Below are 21,298 nucleotides of genomic sequence, written 5' to 3'. Positions count from 1 at the left end.
TTAGATGCTGCACGCGCCGTGTGGAATGTGTGACAAGGTTAAATCAGATAACTCTCATTCTGTTTTTTCCGGCTTTTTGTAGTCTATCTGACAATCCGATTAGGTGGAAAAACACAATGAACTCACGGAGAAGAATGAAATTTCACAATTTCATTCGGTTAACAACTGAACAGGGTTGTTATTTTTTTCTTTTTAAATCAATGAGGTGATCATTTGAACTTTACGGTAGTTATGAAGGAAATCCATGTTGCCAACAGGGAAAAAGAGTCATTTGGATAAACGGAACATCCTTAATAAGGCCTAATGTAAAAAATGAAATCAGAAAATTTTTATAAAGGCCAATATCCGATGAATGCAACCTGTTGAGTTTACATTTAATTTCTTGAACATTTTTTGATATTTCTATACAAAGTGTGCAGGACAGGCACGCTAAGGAAATTAAAAGTGAATCTTGATAGAAGAATAAAGATTAGGAATCTCGATGTTCTGACTCCTGCCGGGGAGAAATTTCGTCTGCGTTGGAAGGAGTATCAAATTCTTTCGCTGCTTGTCGCCAGATCACCAGAACTGGTAACCCGAACGGAAATTATAGAAAATATCTGGAAAGGAACTTACTGCTCAGATTCAACGATAAATCAAACAATTAAATCTATTCGCCAAAAAATCAGCGACTCGGAACATACGCTTATCAGAACCATTCCTCGGCTGGGTTACAAGGTGGAAAATCAAGCGGCTTTTCACTTTATATCCGAGGATGAAGACTACGCTGATGATGATATATTAAATAGTGGTGAGGATATTGGTGTTAATATTCAAGCGGAACTTTCTGAAAGTGAAAGTGAGTCCCCTGAGGCACACGATGAAAAAATAGATAAGCCGCGTAAAACGACGCTTGTTGCAGCGCCTGTTGCAACGGTAGAACCCTCCCAGGAACCCACTCGTGATAAAAAGTCGGCGACGGTGCGCCGATTTTTCAGCATGCCCGCCAGTCGTGTAGTGAAATACCTGACGGCATTTGCTTCTTTGCTGGTTATTTCACATTTTTCATATGTGCTCGGCAACCAAACTCGCCCGCCGGTGATCAATGATATTCAGAACAATACGCGCGTCGTGTTGACGCTGACGTTGAATAACCCCCATACCAACAGCCCACAAACCCTGTTCTGCCTGTACCAGGGGGAGAGCATGGAGCAGGCGACCATCGAATGTGTCGACCCTAAGCAGGGGCAGCTTAAATTACCGGTAAAATATGAGACCTCTTCTACGCCGGGTAAAGGTCGGATTAATCTCATATTGCCGAATAAAACCTTGCAATATCAAGTTGCTTACGATGTTAAAAATTAGTGCTAAATGAGGTTTTATCTTTAGCGATAATTTTACATTTGATGAAATATTTTATTTCATTATTTGTTATTTGAAAGCCGGGTTCGATTTGTCCAGTCTGGAACTCATTACCTAACGCATATTAGCGTCCTGTTTCCATCGAGGTGACAGGAATAATGAGAACCTGCTGAGTGACAAATTATGGATAAGCGTAAAGTAGCTATTATCGGGGGTTCCGGTTTTATCGGAACACGCCTGGCGAAACGTCTCAGTGTGCGCGATGATCTGACGTTGGTCATCGTTGATAAACAACCTAGCGCACATTTTCCGGCGCTCTATCAGTATGGCGACGTGACGCAACCCGAGACCCTGCAAGAGCCGCTGGCGGGCTGCGACGCCATCATTAATCTGGCGGCGGAACATCAGGACAACGTCGATCCCATTTCGCTCTATTATCAGGTCAATGTAGAAGGTGCACGGCATGTCTGCATGACCGCCTCCGCGTTGAATATCCACCAAGTCATTTTCACTTCCTCGGTTGCCGTTTATGGGTTCGTCGAGCAGGAAACCGATGAAGGAGGGCGTTTCGATCCTTTCAATCATTACGGCAAATCCAAGCTCGAAGCGGAATACGTTTATGAAGCGTGGCGCAAGGCGGATAGCGCCAACAAATTGACCATCATTCGCCCGACGGTGGTATTCGGTGAAGGCAACCGCGGCAATGTGTATAACCTGTTCCGCCAGATCGCCAGCGGCCGATTCGTGATGATTGGCAGTGGCAATAATATGAAGTCGATGGCTTACGTTGAAAATATTGCCGCGCGGCTGGAGCATGCGTTGGACCAGCAGTCAAGTTATCAGGTCAGCAACTACGTCGATAAACCGGACTTTACGATGAATCAATTGGTCGACGTTATTTCCTCCTCGCTGGGCAGAGAAAATAAGACGATTCGCATTCCTTATGTGGTGGGAATATGCGGGGCGACCGCATTGGATGTCGTGAGTAAAATAAGTCGTAAAAAATTCCCAATCAGTCGCGTCAGAGTGCAGAAATTCTGCGCCAGAACGCAATTTAAAAGTAATGTGCAAAATAATTTCGTGGCGCCGGTTGAACTTGATTCGGCAATCGAAAGAACCATTAAACATGAGTTTTCTGATAGATAACTAACCGCACGCTGACGTTATTTACTTATTTCCGCCGACAAGCGGATAAATCTGTATTTTTCAGGATTAATTCATGCTGACTTATATCCTGGCAGGATCAATTTTGTTTTTGTTAATAGCGCATTGGGAGCTGTAACTCAAGGGCGGTAGCGTGCTTATTCGCTGGAGGAACGATGTTATATCAACTGAGCGTGATATTTGTGCTGGCGGTAGCGTGGGTCCTTATTGCCCGCCGGGCCGCCTTAACGGTGGGATTAGTGGATAAGCCCAATGCGCGTAAGCAACATCTGGGACACATTCCGCTGGTCGGCGGTATCGCCGTGTACCTGACGCTGATGCTGATGACGCTGTGGCAACCCGCCTGGCTGCCTGACAGCACCGTCTATCTGCTGTGCATTACGGCGCTGGTGGTGTTGGGCGTGCTGGATGACCGCTTTGATCTGCCCGTGGCGCCACGCGTCATGGTGCAGGGAGGGATCGCGCTGGCGATGATGCTGGCGGCAGGGATGCAGCTTTCCTCATTGGGCTATGTTTGGGGGCATCAGGAAGTGATGCTCGGTTATGGCGCGTTGCTGCTTACGCCGCTGGCGGTATGGGGAGCGATCAACGCCTACAACATGGTGGATGGCATCGATGGGCAACTGGGCGCCTTGTCCTGCGTGACCTTCGTCGCGTTGGCTATCGTGTTCGGATTGGGCGGCAGGGAAGATCTGGCGCTGTGGTGCCTGGGCCTGATCGTCGCGCTGGCGGCCTATCTGTTGTTCAACCTGAGCCTGTTCGGCGCGCGCAACAAGATCTTTATGGGGGACGCCGGCAGCATGGTGATCGGCTTCAGCGTGCTGTGGCTGGTGTTGCTGGCGACGCAGGGGCCACAGGCGGTAATGCGTCCGGTCACCGCGCTGTGGCTGATCGCCATTCCTCTGATGGACATGGTGACTGTGATGGTGCGTCGCCTGTTGCGTCGCCAAAGCCCCTTCAAAGCGGGCCGCGATCATTTGCACCATATTCTGATGCGTCGTGGGCTCAATGCGCGTCAGGCGCTGGCGATGAGCACCATGCTGGCGGTGACGTTGGCCTGCATTGGCATTTGCAGTGAAGTGTTGCAGCTGCAGGAAAGCCAAATGTTGGTGGCGTTTCTGTTCTGTTTTTGCGGTTATTTCGTCATGTTGCGCGAACCGCGTCAGGCGACGGTGTTCAGCGATAATCCGACCGTCGGCCGTTAATCCCCTCACGGGCTGCGGCAGCAGCCCGTTTATCACGGTACTTCCATGAATTTTCATTTGCCTCTTTTGATGCCATTGGCCTTCACCTCCGCGCTGTTGAGTGGATGTACGGTGGTTCCCGGTTCACATTTACCGACCAGCGGAAAAGCCATCGTCGTGCAACAGGACGACGATTTCGATTTGAATGACCAGGTACAGGTTTATCGCATGTCGCCGATGCTGCTGCAGAAAATGCGGCGCGTAGAACCGGTCGCCCGGCCGAACCCGGCGCTGGATCAGCGATTGCAGAGCTATCAATACCGCATCGGCGTCGGCGACGTGTTGAACGTCACCGTCTGGGATCACCCCGAGTTGACCACGCCGGCCGGGCAATACCGCAGCGCCAGCGACACCGGCAACTGGGTGCATGCGGATGGCACGATTTTTTATCCCTATATCGGGCGAGTGGCGGTGGTGGGCAAGACCGTCACCGAAGTGCGCAGCCTGATCGCCGGCCGTTTGGCGCAGTATGTGGAAAGCCCTCAGGTAGACGTCAGTATTGCCGCTTTCCGTTCGCAGAAGGCTTACGTGACCGGCGAAGTGAAAACCTCCGGCCAACAGGCGATCACCAACGTGCCGTTGACCATTCTGGATGCGATTAACGCCGCCGGCGGCCTGACGGACAACGCCGATTGGCGCAACGTGGTGCTGACTCATCAGGGCAAAGAGCGGGCTATCTCGCTGCAGGCGCTGATGCAGCGCGGCGACATCAGCCAGAACGCGCTGCTGCAGCCGGGCGACATCCTCTACATCCCGCGCAATGACGAATTGAAAGTGTTCGTGATGGGCGAGGTGGGCAAGCAAGCGACGCTGAAGATGGATCGCAGCGGCATGACCCTGACCGAGGCCCTCGGATCTTCCGAAGGGATCAGCCAGACGGTGGCGGATGCGACCGGGGTGTTCGTGATCCGGCCGAGCGGCGGTAAAACACCGCAGCGACTGGCGACGCTGTATCAGTTCGATCTCTCCGACGCCAGCGCGCTGGCGATGGGCGCTGAATTTCAGCTGCAACCTTACGACGTCGTGTACGTCACTGCGGCGCCGGTCGCGCGCTGGAACCGTTTGATCAGCCAGCTGGTGCCGACCATCAGCAGCTTTAACGATCTCAGCGAGGCGACCTTGCGCGTGCGCAACTGGTAACTCCGCAGGGTGAATAAGGAACAGAAGATGAAAAATAATGCGCTGTCCGTGATGGTGGCCGAACAAGACGAAAAGCTGGAGTGGGAACGCCTGATTGGGCCGCTGTGGGATAACCGCTGGCGGATCGCCGTTGTGACCGGCGTGGCAGGCATGTTGGGCGTCGCCTACGCCCTGTTGGCCACCCCGGTGTACCAGGCTACGGCGGTGGTGCAGGTGGAGAAGCAGCTGTCCGGCGATTCGCTGCTGCGTGAAACGTTGGACAGTTCAATGATGGGGCAAAATTCAGCGACACAGGATGAGGTGACGCTGGCTAAGTCGCGCTACGTGCTGGGAAAAACGGTGGACACCCTCGGTCTGACGGTGCGCGTCAGCCCGGACTATTTTCCGGTGTTCGGCAAAGGCTTTGCCCGCTTGAGCGGTGAAAAGCCGCCGGTGCTGAGCATTGCCACGCTGACGACGCCGGCGGACATGGAGGGCGAAGCGCTGACGCTGACGGTGCGCGATGGGCAGCATTACGAGCTGAGTTATGACGGCAGCAAACTGTTCAGCGGCGTGGTCGGGCAGCCGGTGGCGCAAGGCGGTTGGAACATGACCGTCTCGGCGCTGGACGCTTCGCCGGGCGCCAGCTTTACCGTGGTCAAAGTCGCGCGTCAAGAAGCGGTGGACGATCTGCGTAAATACCTGGACGTGGTGCCGGGTGGCAAGGATAGCGGCATCATGACCTTTACGCTGCCGAGCGAAGATCCGCAGAGCGCCGAGGCAATGCTGAAGAACATCACCGACAACTACCTGCAGCAGAACGTGGACCGCAAAACGGAAGAAGCTCAGCGAATGCTGGCGTTCCTACAAGAGCAGCTGCCGCAAACGCAAACCTCGTTGAACAACGCCGAAACCCAACTTAATCAGTTCCGCCAGCAAAATGACTCGGTGGATCTGTCGCTTGAAGCCAAATCGGTGCTGGATACTCAAGTGCAGCTCGAGGCCCAGCTCAACGAGCTGACCTTCAAGGAAGCGGAAATCTCCAAACTCTACACCCGCGCGCACCCGGCTTACCGGGCGCTGCTGGAGAAGCGCGCCACGCTGGAGGCGGAAAAGGCACGGCTGGGTAAACAGGTGCAGACGTTGCCGAAAATGCAGCAGGAGATCCTGCGTCTTACCCGCGACGTGCAGGTGGATCAGCAGGTTTACATGCAGCTGATGAACAAGCAGCAGGAACTGAGCATCAGCAAGGCCGGCACGGTGGGCAATGTGCGCATCATCGACGAAGCGGAAACCGCGCTGCGGCCGATTAAGCCGCAAAAGATGCTGATCGTATTGTTGGCGCTGCTGCTTGGCGCCGGGGGCGGCGCCATCGTAGTGCTGCTGCGTGCGGCCTTCCATCGCGGCATCAATGACATCGATACCCTGGAGAAGCGGGGCATCAACGTCTACGCCACCGTGCCGCTGTCGCCGTGGCAGGTGAAGCGCAACCGCGAGCAACGTCAGCTGCTGCCAAGGTCCGGGGGGCGGCGCTTGCCGATCCTGGCGGTGGCCGAACCGACGGACCTGTCGGTGGAAGCGATCCGCAGCCTGCGCACCAGCCTGCATTTCGCCATGATGGAGGCCAAGAACAACATTCTGATGGTCTCCGGCGCCAGCCCGGAAAGCGGCAAGAGCTTTACCAGCACCAACCTGGCGGTGGTGGTGGCGCAGGCCGGGCAGCGGGTGCTGTTGATCGACGCCGATATGCGCAAAGGCTTCCTGCACCGCTGGCTGGCGGATGATGGGCATCAGGGGCTGTCCGACATGCTGGTGGGCAACGTGATGGCGGAACAGGCGGTGCGGAAAACCGCCATCGCCAATCTGGACTTCGTGCCGCGCGGGCAGGTGCCGCCGAACCCGTCCGAACTGCTGATGCACCGCCGCTTCGCCGACTTCCTGCGCTGGGCCGGGCAGAACTACGATCTGGTGCTGATCGACACGCCGCCGATTCTGGCGGTGACGGACGCGGCGATCGTCGGCAATCACGCGGGTACCTCACTGCTGGTGGTGCGCTTTGAGGTGAATACCGTCAAGCAGATCGAAACCAGCATGCGTCGTTTCGAACAGAATGGCGTGGCGATCAAGGGCGTGATCCTCAACGGGATGGTGAAGAAGGCGGCAACCGACATGAGCTATTACAACTTCGCCTACCCAAGCCATCGGGAAGATCACCCGCAGGCAGGGGAATAAGCGGGTGAAGGCCATTATCACCAATGCCCTGTGGCTGATGCTTGAACGCGTTTCGCTCAGCCTGTCCGGCATCTTCGTCTCCATTTACGTTGCGCGCTATCTGGGGCCCGCGCAGTTTGGCACCCTCAACTATCTGTTGGCGACGATCGCCATCGTAGTGCCACTGGTGCAGTTGGGCGCCGACAGCATCATTTTCAACCGCGTCGCCCGCCGACAGCCGAGCGGCATTCGCCTGATGCTGGCGTCAATACGCCTGCGTCGTTGGCTGTTCCTGGTGGTGGCGCTGCCGATGCTGATATGGAGCTATTTCAGCCAATCGCCCGCCAGCCAACTGATGACGCTGTTGCTGCTTATCAGCGCCTATTTCTCGATTCAGGACGTGTACAAAATTTATTACGATGCCCGCCTGCAGTCGAAACGCAATACGCTGATCAACAACCTGGCGCTGCTGCTGTCGATCGGGCTGCGGCTGGCGCTGGTGAGCGCGGCGCTGCCGCTGGTGTGGTTCGCGGTACCCTACATCCTCAGCAGCGCCGTACCTTACCTGGCGCGCCTCTGGTTATTCCGTGCGGAAGCGGCGGCCTCGCCGCGGGTTACGCCGCGCCAGGCCAGGCGCTATGGCCGTTATTTGCTAAAGGTGGGCCTGCCGTTGGCCATCTCCAGCCTGTCGATAGTGATCTATACCCGCATCGATCAAATCATGCTGGGCAATCTGGTCGGCGAGCAGGCGGTAGGCTGGTTCAGTGCCGCCACCACCCTCAGCCAAGGCTGGGTTTTCGTGCCGATGGCGCTGATCACTTCGTTGATGCCGGGCATTGCCAGCTGTCGCGATCCGTTGGAGCAGGAGTACCGTATTCGGGTGCTTTATCTGGTGGTCTTGGGCCTGTCGTTGCCGGTGTTGCTGGGCCTATGGTGGTTCGCCCACCCAGCGATTGCGCTGCTGTACGGCGCCGCTTTCCAACCGGCCGCCAATATCCTGGCTATTTGCACGCTGACCTCGCTGTTCTCAGTAATGGGGACGGTTTCGTACCGCAGCATCGTGCTGTTCGCCGGCTATCGTTTTATCGCCATCAAGATGCCGTTGGTGGCGGTGGCGAACGTGGTGATGAATCTGCTGCTGATCCCGCGCTACGGCCTGATCGGTGCGGCGGTATCTACGCTGTTGGCGGAGTTCATTTCGTTCTTCGTGCTGAACAGTTTATTCCGTGGCGGAAAAATTACCCGACTGCAGCTGACCTGTTTTTACTGCCTGCCGCGTCTTGTCAGCAAATTAAGGAGAGAGCATGTTAAACATCCTGGTTAAAAATATTTCCAAGCGCCTGCCCGATGCCTGGCACCATCAGGTTAAATACGCGCTCTATTTCAAGAAGCTGCCGCACCTGTCAAAACCGACCGGCTTCAGCGAAAAGATCATGCGCCGCAAAATTTATCCGCGCAGCATCTACACCACTTTGTCGGACAAGTTCAAGGTGCGTGAATTTATCGCCGGCCTGTGGGGCGAGGAGTATCTGGTGGAGCTGTATGCGCATGGCACTGAACTTAGCTACGACATGTTCAGGCAATTGCCTAACGCCTTTGTGCTGAAGGCCAACCACGGCAGCGGCTATAACCGCTTGGTGTTCGACAAGCAGCAGATTAGCTACGCGGAGTTGTACGATCTCAGCAACGCGTGGATGCGCAGCAACTTTTATGAGCAGAGCCGCGAAAAGCATTATCTGGATATCGAACCCTGCATCATGGTGGAGCGCCTGTTGCTGGATGGCGAACAGGTGCCGAACGATATCAAGTTTCATTGTTTCAACGACAATCATGAAATTCGTATGTTCATCCAGGTGGATTACCAGCGTTTCGGCACCCATCGGCGCGATATTTTTGATATCGACTGGAACCGCACCGAAATTCGTATCAACTTGCCGAATGCAGACGAACCGATGCCGCGTCCTACACGGCTGGAGGAAATGATACGTTTGGCTCGCCAGACCGCGCAGCAGTTCTCTTATGTCCGTGTGGATTTCTACCAGGTCGGTGAGAAGGTGTATTTCGGTGAGTTGACGTTTACGCCTGGCGCGGGGTTAAGCAAGCTGATGCCGAAAAACATTGAGCAGGAATGGGGCAGTTATTTTACTGAGTAAACGCTTATGCAAAGAGTCGCCTCCAATTTTCAAATGCATGCCAATGCGGGTTATAATCAGTCGCGAGATTTAGTCAATCAATCAATTGTATTGACCTTCCTGCTGATGTTTTTCGTGAAAACGTTCCTGACCTCGGGATCGTTCAATAGCGAGCTGATTAATAAAGCGGTCATGGGGCTTAATGGCTTGATGTTGCTCTATGTTGGCTATGCATTTTTTATCGCTACGCTGGCGGAAAAGGCGGTTGCGGGTTTTTTGGTTCTGCTGTTTCTTGTTAATATTGCCACCGGTCATGGTGATTATCTGTTTGGTGCGGTATTCAGCACGGCGGTGATCATTTTATTTCGCCGCATAGACATGGGGCGTGGCGCTGAAATGTTTGCCATCACCTTTGTGGTGGCAGGGTTACTGGTGGTTATTCCCTATATCTTTTACACCGATGGGTTTGTTTACCTTGATGAGCGTTACGGCAATCGATTAACGCTGGGGTTCGATAATCCGAATACCCTGGCGTATTATTCTTTTGCCTTGTTCGCCACACTGCTGTGCCTGATCGACCATGCGAAATTAACGCGAGGAATGAAAAATATCGCTTCGCTGGCGGTATCGGCGTTAATTCTCCCGGTGCTGATGTATTCCTATTCTCGCACCTGTTTTATGTTGGCGCTGTTGATGTTGTTGCTGTTTTGGCTGGCGCCGCTGCTGCGTGTCGCGCCGAACAGAAAAGTCTGCATCGCGCTGACGTTGGCCATTGTAGGCTTTCAATTCGCCAGCGTTATACGCTGGGGGAGTAATCCGGCCTTGGACGTCCTCTTGAACCAGGCGTTGACCGGGCGAATCTGGTTCTCCTGGCAGATGTTTCAGGCGGTGGGGCTACCCAATCCGCTGTTCGGCATGAATATAGAGCCTTATAAGCCCGTCGATTTCTTCTTCATCGCCATGTTTTATTCGGCCGGTGGCATCGCTTCTGTCGTCATGCTTTTTTGTTATTTTCACCTGTTGGGCAATATGCGCAGGCTGAGTCGGTTCATGCGCTGGGTGGTGGTTGTTTTCCTGCTGACAACCTTTACGGAAACCTATTTTTTGGTCCCGGTATTTAACGTGTCGTTATTGTTGCTTTGCCGTGGAAAAGAAATGATAAATTCTAAGTTGGAGGGTTAAGAAATGGATTTCTCGATCGTTATCCCTATTTATAATAGTGCACGCTATCTGCCGAAAACGCTGAAGCGGATTTTCAACGCTTGCCAAGGATTCGACTATCAGGTGATTTTGGTTGATGATTGCTCTGACGAGGATGATATCAAGTATATTCGTCAGATAGCGGCGACGAATAGCAATGTGATGCTGCATGAGAAAAAACAGAAGAGCAATGCGGCGGTGTCGCGCAACTTAGGTACCAAGTTAGCGCAATCGGAGATCGTGTTTTTCCTCGACTCTGATGATTACTTCACGACCAACTATATTATTCGTCGTATGAATAAACATGAGGATCGCCATATTGATATTATCTTCGGCAACTATGCGGAGGTGAGCGGCGATTCGGTGCGTGATTTCAACTTCCATTATAAATCCGGTTCCTCCGGCGAGGATTTTCTTTTTCTGGAAATGGGCGATATTCGTTCATCCACCATCAGCATCCGTAAAAAAAGCGATCGCCGCTTTTTATTTCCCGAGTTCCTCAATAAGCATCAGGACTGGGGTTTTTTGGTCAATGCCACCAATTTGGGCGCGCATGTGGCGCACGACGCCGGCGGAGGGGTGTTTCTCGACGTAGGGCGCTATGGGCGCATGACGGCGAAGCTCAATCTGGAGGCCAGCGACCGCTTTATCAATACCTTCCTCAGCCCCAGCGATCGCCATATCAGCGGATTCGCCTGCAAGCATCTGCTGGCCTCGCTGTATTCGGAAAACGCCCAGGCGTTCAATTATTACTCGTCGCGCATCGTGCGGCACAGCCTGAGCGGCAAGTTCAAGGTGATCAAATGGTATGGCGATTGTCTGGCGCGGTTGGGATTGTTCTCGGTTGGCGGCCGGCTGCTGCGCAATGTGCGCCAGGGATTCAGGAGATGATATGCAAGCACGCAAGGTAATCATCGTTATCGAAAATATCGCGGGCAAGGGCGGTACTGAACGGGTCGCTAGCGGTTTGGCCAACGCGCTGGCGCGTCTGCCGGGTTATGAGGTGGCGGTGTTTTCGCTGTTTGGCGAGCGGAGCTTCTTTCCGCTGGCGAGTGACGTCCGGTTGCGCTGCGGCGGTGGCGATTCGCTGTTCTGGCCATGGCGGCTGGCATTGGCGCTGCGGCGTGAACGCGCGGACGTGATCATTACCGTTTCTATGGGAAAACTGTCGGTGGTGATGACGCCTTTTCTGCGTTTGTTCTGTGCCCGCAGCCGGTTGCTATTAAGTGAGCACGTCAGCTTTCACCAGTATCCGCGCGTATTTAAGTGGCTGAAGTTGCTGGTTTACCGGCTGAGCGATCGCGTGATTTTCCTGACGCGGCAAGATAGCGACGCCATCGCTCGCTGGGTGGGGGCCGGAAAATGTCGGGTGATCGAGAACGTTTCGCCATTCGGCGCACAGGCGCCGACGCCGGCGCTGCAAAAAAAGGTGGCGCTGGCGGTGGGGCGATTGAGCAATCAGAAAGGCTTCGATCGACTGATCGCACTGTGGCGAGGGGTGGTGGCACAGGCGCCGGATTGGCGTCTGCTGATTATTGGCGACGGTCCGGAGCGCGACGCTTTGAGGCGACAGATTGAAGACGCCGGGCTGGAGCAGCAGGTGAGTCTGCTGCCGGCCACCGCTAACGTGGCGGACTATTATCGCCAGGCCAGCCTGTATTTGATGACCTCTCGCTATGAGGGATTGCCGATGGTGCTGATCGAAGCCATGAGTTTCGGCCTGCCGCTGGTGGCCTACGACTGCAAGACCGGCCCGGCCGAGTTGATAGACGATGGCGTCAACGGCTATCTGGTGCCCGATGACGACGCCGCCGCCTTCAGCGAAGGGGTGATCAAACTGATGCTCGATCCGGGTTTGCGCGAGCACTTCTCTATCGCCGCGTTAGAGAAGTCTCGTCGTTTTTCTCCCGAACGTATTTATCCCCAGTGGCAACAGCTCACCGAGTGAGGACAGAATGGAAAAGATATCCGTGATAATGCCGGCCTACAATGCTGCGAACTCTATTAAAGAGTCGATTCTAGGCGTGCTGAATCAGCGATTTACCGATTATCACCTGTATGTGATCGATGATGCGTCTACCGACGATACTGCCGAGGTGGTACGGCCGTTCATCCACGATCGCCTCACCTATATCCGTAATGAGCATAACCAGGGCGTGGCGGAAACGCGCAACATCGGCATTGAGGCGGCGAAAGGCGACTATATCGCCTTCTGCGACAGTGATGACGTATGGCTGCCCAACAAGCTGTCGCGCCAGGCGAGCATTTTGCAAACCCGCCGCTACGACGTGGTGTGCTCCCATTATTACACCTTCGAAGACGACCTGAAATTAATCAAAAACACCCGTGGTGCGGATGAGCTTATTGGCTATCAGGATATGTTGAAAAGCAACTGGATTGGCAATCTCACCGGCATCTACAACCAGAAGCGCATCGGTAAGGTGTATCAGCAAAAAGTGGGCCATGAGGACTATTTGATGTGGCTGGCGGTGCTGCAGAAGGCGCGTAACGGCCTGGCCTACTGCATTCCCGAACCGCTGGCCTGTTACCGATTGTCTACCCATTCGCTGTCGGGCAACAAAATCCGCGCCGCGGACTGGCAATGGCGGATTTACCGTCAGCATTTGGGGCTGTCTTACCAGAAATCCTGCTATCTGTTCGCCACCTATCTGTTCAATGCCGTGGTGAAAAGGAAGTGACCATGAGGGGAATGTATCAGAGGGTGGCTCTGGGCTGTTGCGCCTTGTGGAGCGCTTCGGCTCTGGCGCAGAGCTGCCAACCCAATCTGTTGGCCAATCCCGGCTTTGAGCAGGGGCTCAGCGGCTGGCGCGCGCAGGGCGCACAGGGCGACGGCGATACGCACAGCGGCCGTGGCAGTTTGCGTTATGACAATGCAGATGCAGCGCAGTACCGTACCTTCAATCAGGCGCTGCAGGTTGTACCCGGGCAGACGATCGATTTCGGCGTCTGGCTCAAGACCCGCAGCGTACGCGGGCAAAGCCGCGACGGCGGCGCCGGGGTTTATCTGCAAAGCTTTGATGCGCAGGGGCGCTTTCTGGAAGGCAGCTATCCGGCTGGCGTGACCGGCGACAGCGGTTGGCGGCAGGTGAACGCCAGCTATACCGTGCCGCCGCAGGCGGCGCGAATCACTTTTGGCGTTTACCTGCGTAAGGGGAGCACCGGTACCGTCTGGTTTGACGACGCCTATGCGTGTACTCGAGCGCCTAAGCCGGCATTGTATCAGCTCGGCGCGTCGGCGCAGGGAAAGGTCGACACGCTGATAGTCACTGCGCAGCCGCAGCATTTGCAGGTCGATAGCGAATTGCTTAATGCCGAGGGGCAGGTTGTTCACCGTAGTCGCGACCGTTATCAGGTTGAAGGGCAGCGCCGTATCGAATACCCACTGCCGACCGGCCTGGCCCAGGGAGAGTACCGCCTGCGTCAGCAGGTCACCGGTCAGCAATCCCAGCCGGCACAGGGCAGCGAGCTGTCTTTTCGCGTTGGCCAGCCTGCGGCCAAAGTGGCGATCGACAGCAAAGGCTTTACCCTGCGCGATGGTCAACGGCTTTTCCCGTTGGGCATTTACGCCAACGTGGCTACCGATGAACATTTGGCGCGCATCGCCTCGGCGGGATTCAACACGGTGCTGAACTATGATTATGGGGAAAAGAAAGATCCTTACGCCTTTTTCCGCAACGCACGCAAGCGCGGGCTGCTGGTCATTTACTCCGTCAAAGATCAGTACCGCGGCAGCCGTTTCGCGCCGGCCGTGCGTGGTGGCGGCTACGCGGCGATGACGGCCTGGTACGTGCAGCGCTTGCGCTCTCAGCCCAACCTGCTCGCCTGGTACATCAACGATGAACTGGGGCCGGAATATCTCGATAAGATCGAGGAAAAAAACCTGCAAATAAAGCGGCTTGACGGCGATCACCCCACCTTCCAGGTGTTGAACAAAACCGGGGAGTTGGACGCCTACTTTAACAGCAGCGACATTTTGGCGACCGACCCTTACCCGGTGGGGAACGATCGCGATCTGACGCGCACTACGCGTTATACCGAACTGACGGTGCAGGCCGCCCGCCAGGCACGCGGGGCCTGGGTGGTGATGCAAATCATGGATCACGCCGCTTATGACGCCCGCCGCAAGCCACATCCGCCGTCAGAGGCGGAAATCCGCAACCAGGCCTGGCAGGCGCTGATCGGCGGCGCTAAGGGGCTGTTGTTTTATTCTTATACCGATCTGTTTTACAAGCGTAAAACCGGCCGCTTCGACCAACGGGAGTTTGACGCCACCTGGCGTGGCGTGGCTGCCGTGTCGCAGCAAATTGCCGCTTTCACCCCTTATCTGCTGACGGGAAAATCGACGCCGCTGGCGGGAAGCGACCCGCAAATGCCGGCGCGGATGTTTATTCTGGGCGATCGCGCCTTGCTGCTGGTAGCCAACCCCTACTATCGAGAGGGAAGCACCCGCTTGCGCCTTCCGGCGGGCTGGCGGCAGCAGGGAGAGGGCACGGAGGTCAAGCTGGCGTTGCCCGCAGTGGGCACCGCGACGCTGTGGCTTCAACGCTGAAAGCGACGAGTTAGCATCACGCGGGAGGTTTCTCCCGCGTCCTACCCCCAAATACCCCACCTTGCCCCCCCGCCCGTCAGTCTCTGTCATGAATTCCTGATTTATTCATTCAAATTCAATTAATTAAAGTTAATTCTCGCACCTATACTTTGGTGGTATTTCATCCCCGACGCGCGCGTCGCCTCCCGCTTTCTCTTGATCGCAATCAATTTGCCGCCGGTTGGCCGTCAGTAGGCTGGCGGCAGATTGAGCATGTCTTCTTATAACGACAAGAGCCTTCAGGAGCATTCCGGATGAGCAAATTTTTAGACCGTTTCCGCTATTTCAAGCAGTTGGCGGAGCCTTTTTCTGGCGATCACGGCCAGACCTTGAACACCAACCGCGACTGGGAAGACGGCTACCGCAGCCGTTGGCAACACGACAAAGTGGTGCGTTCCACCCACGGCGTGAACTGCACCGGTTCCTGCAGTTGGAAGATCTATGTGAAGAATGGTCTGGTGACCTGGGAAACCCAGCAAACCGATTATCCACGCACCCGTCCCGATCTGCCTAACCATGAACCGCGCGGCTGCCCGCGCGGCGCCAGCTACTCCTGGTACCTGTACAGCGCCAACCGGCTGAAATACCCGCTGATGCGCAAGCGTCTGCTCAAACTGTGGCGCGAAGCGAAAGCGCAGCACAGCGATCCGGTCGCGGCCTGGGGCTCTATCGTCGGCGATGCGGAAAAAGCCAAAAGCTACAAGGTGGCGCGCGGCCGCGGCGGTTTCGTCCGCTCCAGCTGGCAAGAGGTCAATGAACTGATCGCCGCCGCCAACGTCTATACCGCCAAAACCTTCGGCCCGGACCGCATTATCGGCTTCTCGCCGATCCCGGCGATGTCGATGGTGTCCTACGCCGCCGGCGCCCGCTACCTGTCGCTGATCGGCGGCGCCTGCCTGAGCTTCTACGATTGGTACTGCGATCTGCCGCCGGCCTCGCCGATGACCTGGGGCGAGCAGACCGACGTGCCGGAATCCGCCGACTGGTACAACTCCTCCTACATTATCGCCTGGGGCTCCAACGTGCCGCAGACGCGTACCCCGGACGCCCACTTCTTTACCGAAGTGCGTTACAAGGGCACCAAAACCGTGGCGGTGACGCCGGACTATGCCGAAGTCGCCAAGCTGTGCGACCACTGGCTGAATCCGAAGCAGGGGACCGACAGCGCGATGGCGCTGGCGATGGGCCACGTAATGCTGAAAGAGTTCCATCTCGACCGCGAAGTTGGCTACTTCCGCGACTATGTGCGCCGCTATACCGACATGCCGATGCTGGTGCTGCTGGAGCCGCGTGAAGGCGGCCACTACGCCGCCGGCCGCCTGCTGCGCGCCGCCGATCTGGTGGACGGATTGGGCCAGGAAAACAACCCCGAGTGGAAAACCGTCGCCATCGACAGCCACAGCGGCGATCTGGTGGCGCCGCAGGGTTCCATCGGTTTCCGCTGGGGCGAGAAGGGCAAGTGGAACCTGGAACAGCGCGAGGGCAAATCGCAACAGGAAGTCGAGCTGCAGCTCAGCCTGTTGGGCATGCATGACGACGTCGCCGAGGTGGGCTTCCCGTACTTCGGCGGAGCCGACAGCGAGCATTTCAACAGCGTGGCACTGGACGAGATCCTGCTGCACAAGCTGCCGGTGAAACGCCTGCGGCTGGCGGACGGCAGCGAAGCGCTGGTGACCAGCGTGTATGACCTGACGCTGGCCAATTACGGCCTGGAACGCGGGCTGGACGACGCCAACTGCGCCGCCGACTATGACGAGGTCAAGGCCTACAGCCCGGCCTGGGCCGAACAGATCACCGGCGTGTCGCGTCACAACATCATCCGCATTGCCCGCGAGTTCGCGGAAAACGCCGAGAAGACCCACGGCCGTTCGATGATCATCGTCGGCGCCGGCGTCAACCACTGGTATCACATGGACATGACCTACCGCGGCCTGATCAATATGCTGATCTTCTGCGGTTGCGTCGGCCAGAGCGGCGGCGGCTGGGCGCACTACGTCGGCCAGGAAAAACTGCGGCCGCAAACCGGCTGGCTGCCGCTGGCGTTTGGCCTCGACTGGCAGCGCCCGCCGCGCCACATGAACAGCACCTCGTTCTTCTACAACCATTCCAGCCAATGGCGCTATGAAACTGTCGGCACCGACGAGTTGCTGTCGCCGCTGGCGGACAAGTCGCGCTTCGGCGGCAGCCTGATCGACTTCAACGTGCGCGCCGAGCGCATGGGCTGGCTGCCGTCGGCGCCGCAGTTGGGCACCAACCCGCTGCGCCTGGCGGAGCAGGCCCGCGCCGCCGGCCAGTCACCGGTCGAGTTCACCGTCGACGGCCTGAAAAACGGCACGCTAGGCTTCGCCGCCGAGCAGCCGGACAATCCGCAGAACTTCCCGCGCAACCTGTTCGTCTGGCGCTCCAACCTGCTGGGGTCTTCCGGCAAGGGCCATGAGTACATGCTCAAATACCTGTTGGGCACCGAAAACGGCATCCAGGGGAAAGATCTCGGCCAGCAGGGCGGCGTGAAGCCACAGGAAGTGGAATGGCGCGAGCAGGGCGGCGAAGGCAAGCTGGATCTGGTGGTGACGCTCGATTTCCGCATGTCGAGCACCTGCCTGTACTCCGATGTGGTGCTGCCGACCGCCACCTGGTACGAAAAAGACGATATGAACACCTCCGACATGCACCCGTTCATCCATCCGCTGTCGGCGGCGGTCGATCCGGCCTGGGATTCGAAGAGCGACTGGGAGATTTACAAGGGCATCGCCAAGGCCTTCTCCGAAGTGTGCGTCGGCCATCTGGGCCAGGAAACCGACGTGGTGACCTTGCCTATCCAGCACGACTCCGCCGCCGAACTGGCACAGCCTTACGGCGTGCAGGACTGGAAGAAAGGCGAATGCGATCTGATCCCCGGCAAAACCGCGCCGCACATCATCGCGGTGGAACGCGATTACCCGGCCACCTACGAGCGCTTCACCTCGCTGGGGCCGCTGCTGGACAAACTGGGCAACGGCGGCAAGGGCATCAGTTGGAACACCCAAACCGAGGTCGACTTCCTCAAGCAGCTTAACTACGTCAAGGCCGACGGCCCGGCGGCGGGGCGGCCGAAGATCGAGAGCGCGATTGACGCGGCGGAAGTGATCCTGTCGCTGGCGCCGGAAACCAACGGCCAGGTGGCGGTAAAAGCCTGGGAGGCCCTGAGCAACGTCACCGGCCGCGATCACCGGCATCTGGCGCTGAACAAGGAAGACGAGAAAATTCGCTTCCGCGACATTCAGGCGCAGCCGCGCAAAATCATCTCCAGCCCGACCTGGTCCGGTCTGGAAGACGAACACGTTTCCTACAACGCCTGCTACACCAACGTGCACGAGTTGATCCCGTGGCGCACCCTCAGCGGCCGTCAACAGCTGTATCAGGACCATGAGTGGATGCGCGCCTTCGGTGAAAGCCTGCTGGTATACCGGCCACCGATCGACACCCGTGCCGCGCAGCCGCTGCTGAACAGCAAGCCGAACGGCAACAAGGAGAAGGCGCTGAACTTCCTGACGCCGCACCAGAAGTGGGGCATTCACTCCACCTACAGCGACAACCTGTTGATGCTGACGCTGTCGCGCGGCGGCCCGATCGTCTGGCTGAGCGAAGACGACGCCAAAGATCTGGGCATCGCGGACAACGACTGGATCGAGGCCTTCAACGCCAACGGCGCGCTGACGGCGCGCGCGGTGGTCAGCCAGCGTATCCCGGCCGGCATGACCATGATGTACCACGCGCAGGAGCGCATCGTGAACCTGCCGGGCTCGGAGATCACCAGCCAACGCGGCGGCATCCACAACTCGGTGACCCGCGCCTGTCCGAAGCCGACCCACATGATCGGCGGCTATGCGCAGTTGGCCTACGGCTTCAACTACTACGGCACCGTCGGCTCCAACCGCGACGAGTTCGTGGTGGTGCGCAAGATGAACCGCATTGATTGGTTGGACGACGAAGGCAACGACTACGCGCAGGGCAGTCAGCAGGAGAACAGCAAATGAAAATTCGTTCGCAAGTCGGCATGGTGCTGAATCTGGACAAGTGCATCGGTTGCCACACCTGTTCGGTCACCTGCAAAAACGTCTGGACCAGCCGTGAAGGTATGGAATACGCCTGGTTCAACAACGTGGAAAGCAAGCCTGGCGTCGGGTATCCGCACGCCTGGGAAGATCAGGAAAAATGGAAGGGCGGCTGGATCCGCAAAATCAACGGCAAGCTGGAGCCGCGAATGGGCAGCCGCGTCGGCGTGTTGGCGAAAATCTTCGCCAACCCGGACGTGCCGGCGCTGGACGACTACTACGAGCCGTTCGATTACGACTACCAGCATCTGCACACCGCCAAACAGGGCAAGCACCAGCCGGTGGCCCGCCCGCGCTCGCTGATTACCGGCCAGCGCATGAACAAGATCGAAAGCGGCCCGAACTGGGAGGAGATCCTCGGCGGGGAATTCGAAAAACGCTCGCAGGACAAGAACTTCGATAACCTGCAGAAGGCGATGTACGGCCAGTTCGAAAACACCTTCATGATGTACCTGCCGCGCCTGTGCGAGCACTGCCTCAACCCGGCCTGCGTCGCCACCTGCCCGAGCGGGGCGATCTACAAACGCGGCGAAGACGGCATCGTGCTGATCGACCAGGACAAGTGCCGCGGCTGGCGCATGTGCCTGACCGGCTGCCCGTACAAGAAAATCTATTTCAACTGGAAAAGCGGCAAGTCCGAGAAGTGCATCTTCTGTTACCCGCGTATCGAAGCCGGGCAGCCGACGGTCTGTTCGGAGACCTGCGTGGGCCGCATCCGCTATCTCGGCGTGCTGCTGTACGACGCCGATCGCATCGAGCAGGCGGCGGCGGTGGAGAACGACAAAGATCTGTATCAGAGCCAGCTCGATATCTTCCTCGATCCGCATGATCCTAAGGTGATTGCTCAGGCGCTGGCGGACGGCGTGCCGCAGAGCGTCATTGAAGCCGCCCAGCAGTCGCCGGTGTACAAAATGGCGATGGACTGGAAGCTGGCGCTGCCGCTGCACCCGGAATACCGCACGCTACCGATGGTGTGGTACGTGCCGCCGTTGTCGCCGATTCAGTCCGCCGCCGACGCCGGCGAGCTGGCGCACAACGGCGTATTGCCGGACGTCGAGAGCCTGCGCATTCCGGTGCAGTATCTGGCGAATCTGCTGACCGCCGGCGATACCGAACCGGTACTGCTGGCGCTGAAGCGCATGCTGGCGATGCGCCACTACAAACGGGCGGAAACCGTCGACGGCGTGGTGGACACCAGCGCGCTGGAGCAGGTTGGCCTGAGCGAAGCGCAGGCGCAGGAGATGTATCGCTACCTGGCGATCGCCAACTATGAAGATCGCTTTGTGGTGCCGTCGAGCCACCGCGAACTGGCGCGCGAAGCCTTCCCGGAAAGCAAGGGGTGCGGCTTCAGCTTCGGCGACGGCTGCCACGGCAGCGATGGCAAGTTCAATCTGTTCAACAGCCGCCGTATCGACGCCATCGACGTGACCGCGAAAACCGCGCGGCCGGAGGATGCCTCATGATCAGCCTGAAAGTGATCGCCCGCCTGCTGGATTATCCGGAGCAGGTGCTGTTTGACCATCAGCAGGCGCTGATCGAAGCGCTGGAGCCGGCCAGCGAGCTGGATCTGCACCACAGCGCGCAGCTGATTCTGTTTATCCGCCGCCTGTGCGCGCGCCCGTTGCTGGATGCTCAGGCTGACTATTGCGAGCTGTTCGATCGCGGCCGCGCCACCTCGCTGCTGCTGTTTGAGCACGTGCACGGTGAGTCGCGCGATCGCGGCCAGGCGATGGTTGACCTGATGGCGCAGTACCGCACCGCCGGGCTGGAGATCGACAGCCGCGAGCTGCCGGACTTCCTGCCGCTGTACCTGGAGTATTTGGCCAGCCGCAGCGCGGCGCAGGCGCGGGAAGGGCTGCAGGACATCGCGCCGATCCTGGCGCTGCTGGGCGCGCGCTTGCAACAGCGCGAAAGCCCCTACGCGGTGCTGTTCGATCTGCTGCTGGCGCTGTCCGGCAGCGAGGTGCAGGCCCAGGCGCTGGAGACCCAGGTGGCGCAAGAGGCGCGCGACGATACGCCGCAGGCGCTGGATGCGGTGTGGGAAGAGGAGCAGGTCAAGTTTCTCGGCGAACAGGGCTGCGCCTCCGCCCAGCAGACGGCGCACCAGCGGCGCTTCGCCGGCGCGGTGGCGCCACAGTATCTGGATCTGACGGATGCGTTAACCGGAACCAAAGGACGCTAATC

15 protein-coding genes are annotated in these 21,298 nt (G+C 57.4%); all 15 read left to right on the top strand.

Going from position 1 to position 21,298, the window contains the following annotated elements; genetic code table 11:
- Positions 1–444 precede the first annotated feature (444 nt).
- The 15 genes from ACJ8IL_RS02740 to narJ all read left to right on the top strand — a co-directional run bounded on the left by ACJ8IL_RS02740 (position 445) and on the right by narJ (position 21,296).
- Entirely contained in the window at positions 445–1,344 is a 900-nt protein-coding gene (locus ACJ8IL_RS02740; protein WP_060433321.1) for a winged helix-turn-helix domain-containing protein, read from the top strand.
- Positions 1,345–1,524: 180 nt separating this feature from the next.
- Positions 1,525–2,487 (top strand): NAD-dependent epimerase/dehydratase family protein, encoded by a 963-nt coding sequence (locus tag ACJ8IL_RS02735; protein WP_025303213.1) that lies wholly within the window; start codon positions 1,525–1,527, stop codon positions 2,485–2,487.
- 173 nt (positions 2,488–2,660) lie between these two features.
- Positions 2,661–3,710 carry a UDP-N-acetylglucosamine--undecaprenyl-phosphate N-acetylglucosaminephosphotransferase gene (wecA, locus tag ACJ8IL_RS02730; RefSeq protein WP_025303212.1) on the top strand — a complete coding sequence of 350 codons (1,050 nt, stop codon included), beginning with the start codon at positions 2,661–2,663 and terminating at the stop codon, positions 3,708–3,710.
- 45 nt (positions 3,711–3,755) lie between these two features.
- The gene (locus ACJ8IL_RS02725) at positions 3,756–4,889 is read left to right on the top strand and encodes a polysaccharide export protein (RefSeq protein WP_025303211.1); all 1,134 of its coding nucleotides are present in this window, start codon (positions 3,756–3,758) and stop codon (positions 4,887–4,889) included.
- Between the two features lie 27 nt (positions 4,890–4,916).
- A complete protein-coding gene (locus tag ACJ8IL_RS02720) occupies positions 4,917–7,100 on the top strand; it encodes a polysaccharide biosynthesis tyrosine autokinase (protein ID WP_060433316.1) in 2,184 nt (727 codons plus the stop codon).
- Between the two features lie 4 nt (positions 7,101–7,104).
- Entirely contained in the window at positions 7,105–8,403 is a 1,299-nt protein-coding gene (locus ACJ8IL_RS02715) for a flippase (RefSeq protein WP_049204106.1), read from the top strand.
- Positions 8,384–9,232, top strand: coding sequence for an ATP-grasp fold amidoligase family protein (locus ACJ8IL_RS02710; protein ID WP_025303208.1), 849 nt, complete (start codon positions 8,384–8,386; stop codon positions 9,230–9,232). The genes ACJ8IL_RS02715 and ACJ8IL_RS02710 overlap by 20 nt, the downstream gene beginning before the upstream one ends.
- A 6-nt stretch (positions 9,233–9,238) precedes the next feature.
- Complete coding sequence (locus ACJ8IL_RS02705; protein WP_060433311.1) at positions 9,239–10,393, top strand: hypothetical protein; 1,155 nt, start codon at positions 9,239–9,241, stop codon at positions 10,391–10,393.
- Positions 10,394–10,396: 3 nt separating this feature from the next.
- Positions 10,397–11,302 carry a glycosyltransferase family 2 protein gene (locus ACJ8IL_RS02700; RefSeq protein ID WP_025303206.1) on the top strand — a complete coding sequence of 302 codons (906 nt, stop codon included), beginning with the start codon at positions 10,397–10,399 and terminating at the stop codon, positions 11,300–11,302.
- A 1-nt stretch (position 11,303) separates the two neighbouring features.
- Complete coding sequence (locus ACJ8IL_RS02695) at positions 11,304–12,359, top strand: glycosyltransferase family 4 protein (RefSeq protein ID WP_025303205.1); 1,056 nt, start codon at positions 11,304–11,306, stop codon at positions 12,357–12,359.
- Positions 12,360–12,366: 7 nt separating this feature from the next.
- Positions 12,367–13,110: a glycosyltransferase family 2 protein gene (locus ACJ8IL_RS02690; protein WP_038876984.1), complete on the top strand. Its 744-nt coding sequence runs from the start codon at positions 12,367–12,369 to the stop codon at positions 13,108–13,110.
- Between the two features lie 11 nt (positions 13,111–13,121).
- Positions 13,122–14,981 carry a carbohydrate-binding protein CenC gene (locus ACJ8IL_RS02685; protein WP_392396805.1) on the top strand — a complete coding sequence of 620 codons (1,860 nt, stop codon included), beginning with the start codon at positions 13,122–13,124 and terminating at the stop codon, positions 14,979–14,981.
- A 293-nt stretch (positions 14,982–15,274) separates the two neighbouring features.
- Positions 15,275–19,036, top strand: coding sequence for a nitrate reductase subunit alpha (locus tag ACJ8IL_RS02680; protein ID WP_141998292.1), 3,762 nt, complete (start codon positions 15,275–15,277; stop codon positions 19,034–19,036).
- Positions 19,033–20,577: a nitrate reductase subunit beta gene (gene narH / locus ACJ8IL_RS02675; RefSeq protein ID WP_197827585.1), complete on the top strand. Its 1,545-nt coding sequence runs from the start codon at positions 19,033–19,035 to the stop codon at positions 20,575–20,577. Before ACJ8IL_RS02680 ends, narH begins: the two co-directional genes overlap by 4 nt.
- Positions 20,574–21,296 carry a nitrate reductase molybdenum cofactor assembly chaperone gene (narJ, locus tag ACJ8IL_RS02670; RefSeq protein ID WP_025303200.1) on the top strand — a complete coding sequence of 241 codons (723 nt, stop codon included), beginning with the start codon at positions 20,574–20,576 and terminating at the stop codon, positions 21,294–21,296. Before narH ends, narJ begins: the two co-directional genes overlap by 4 nt.
- Positions 21,297–21,298: the final 2 nt, after the last annotated feature.

Source organism: Serratia sp. CY47444 (assembly GCF_052168635.1).
Classification (GTDB): Bacteria; Pseudomonadota; Gammaproteobacteria; order Enterobacterales; family Enterobacteriaceae; genus Serratia; species Serratia bockelmannii.
Note: the sequence above shows the minus strand (reverse complement) of the source record. Positions and strands in the feature narration are given on the sequence as shown.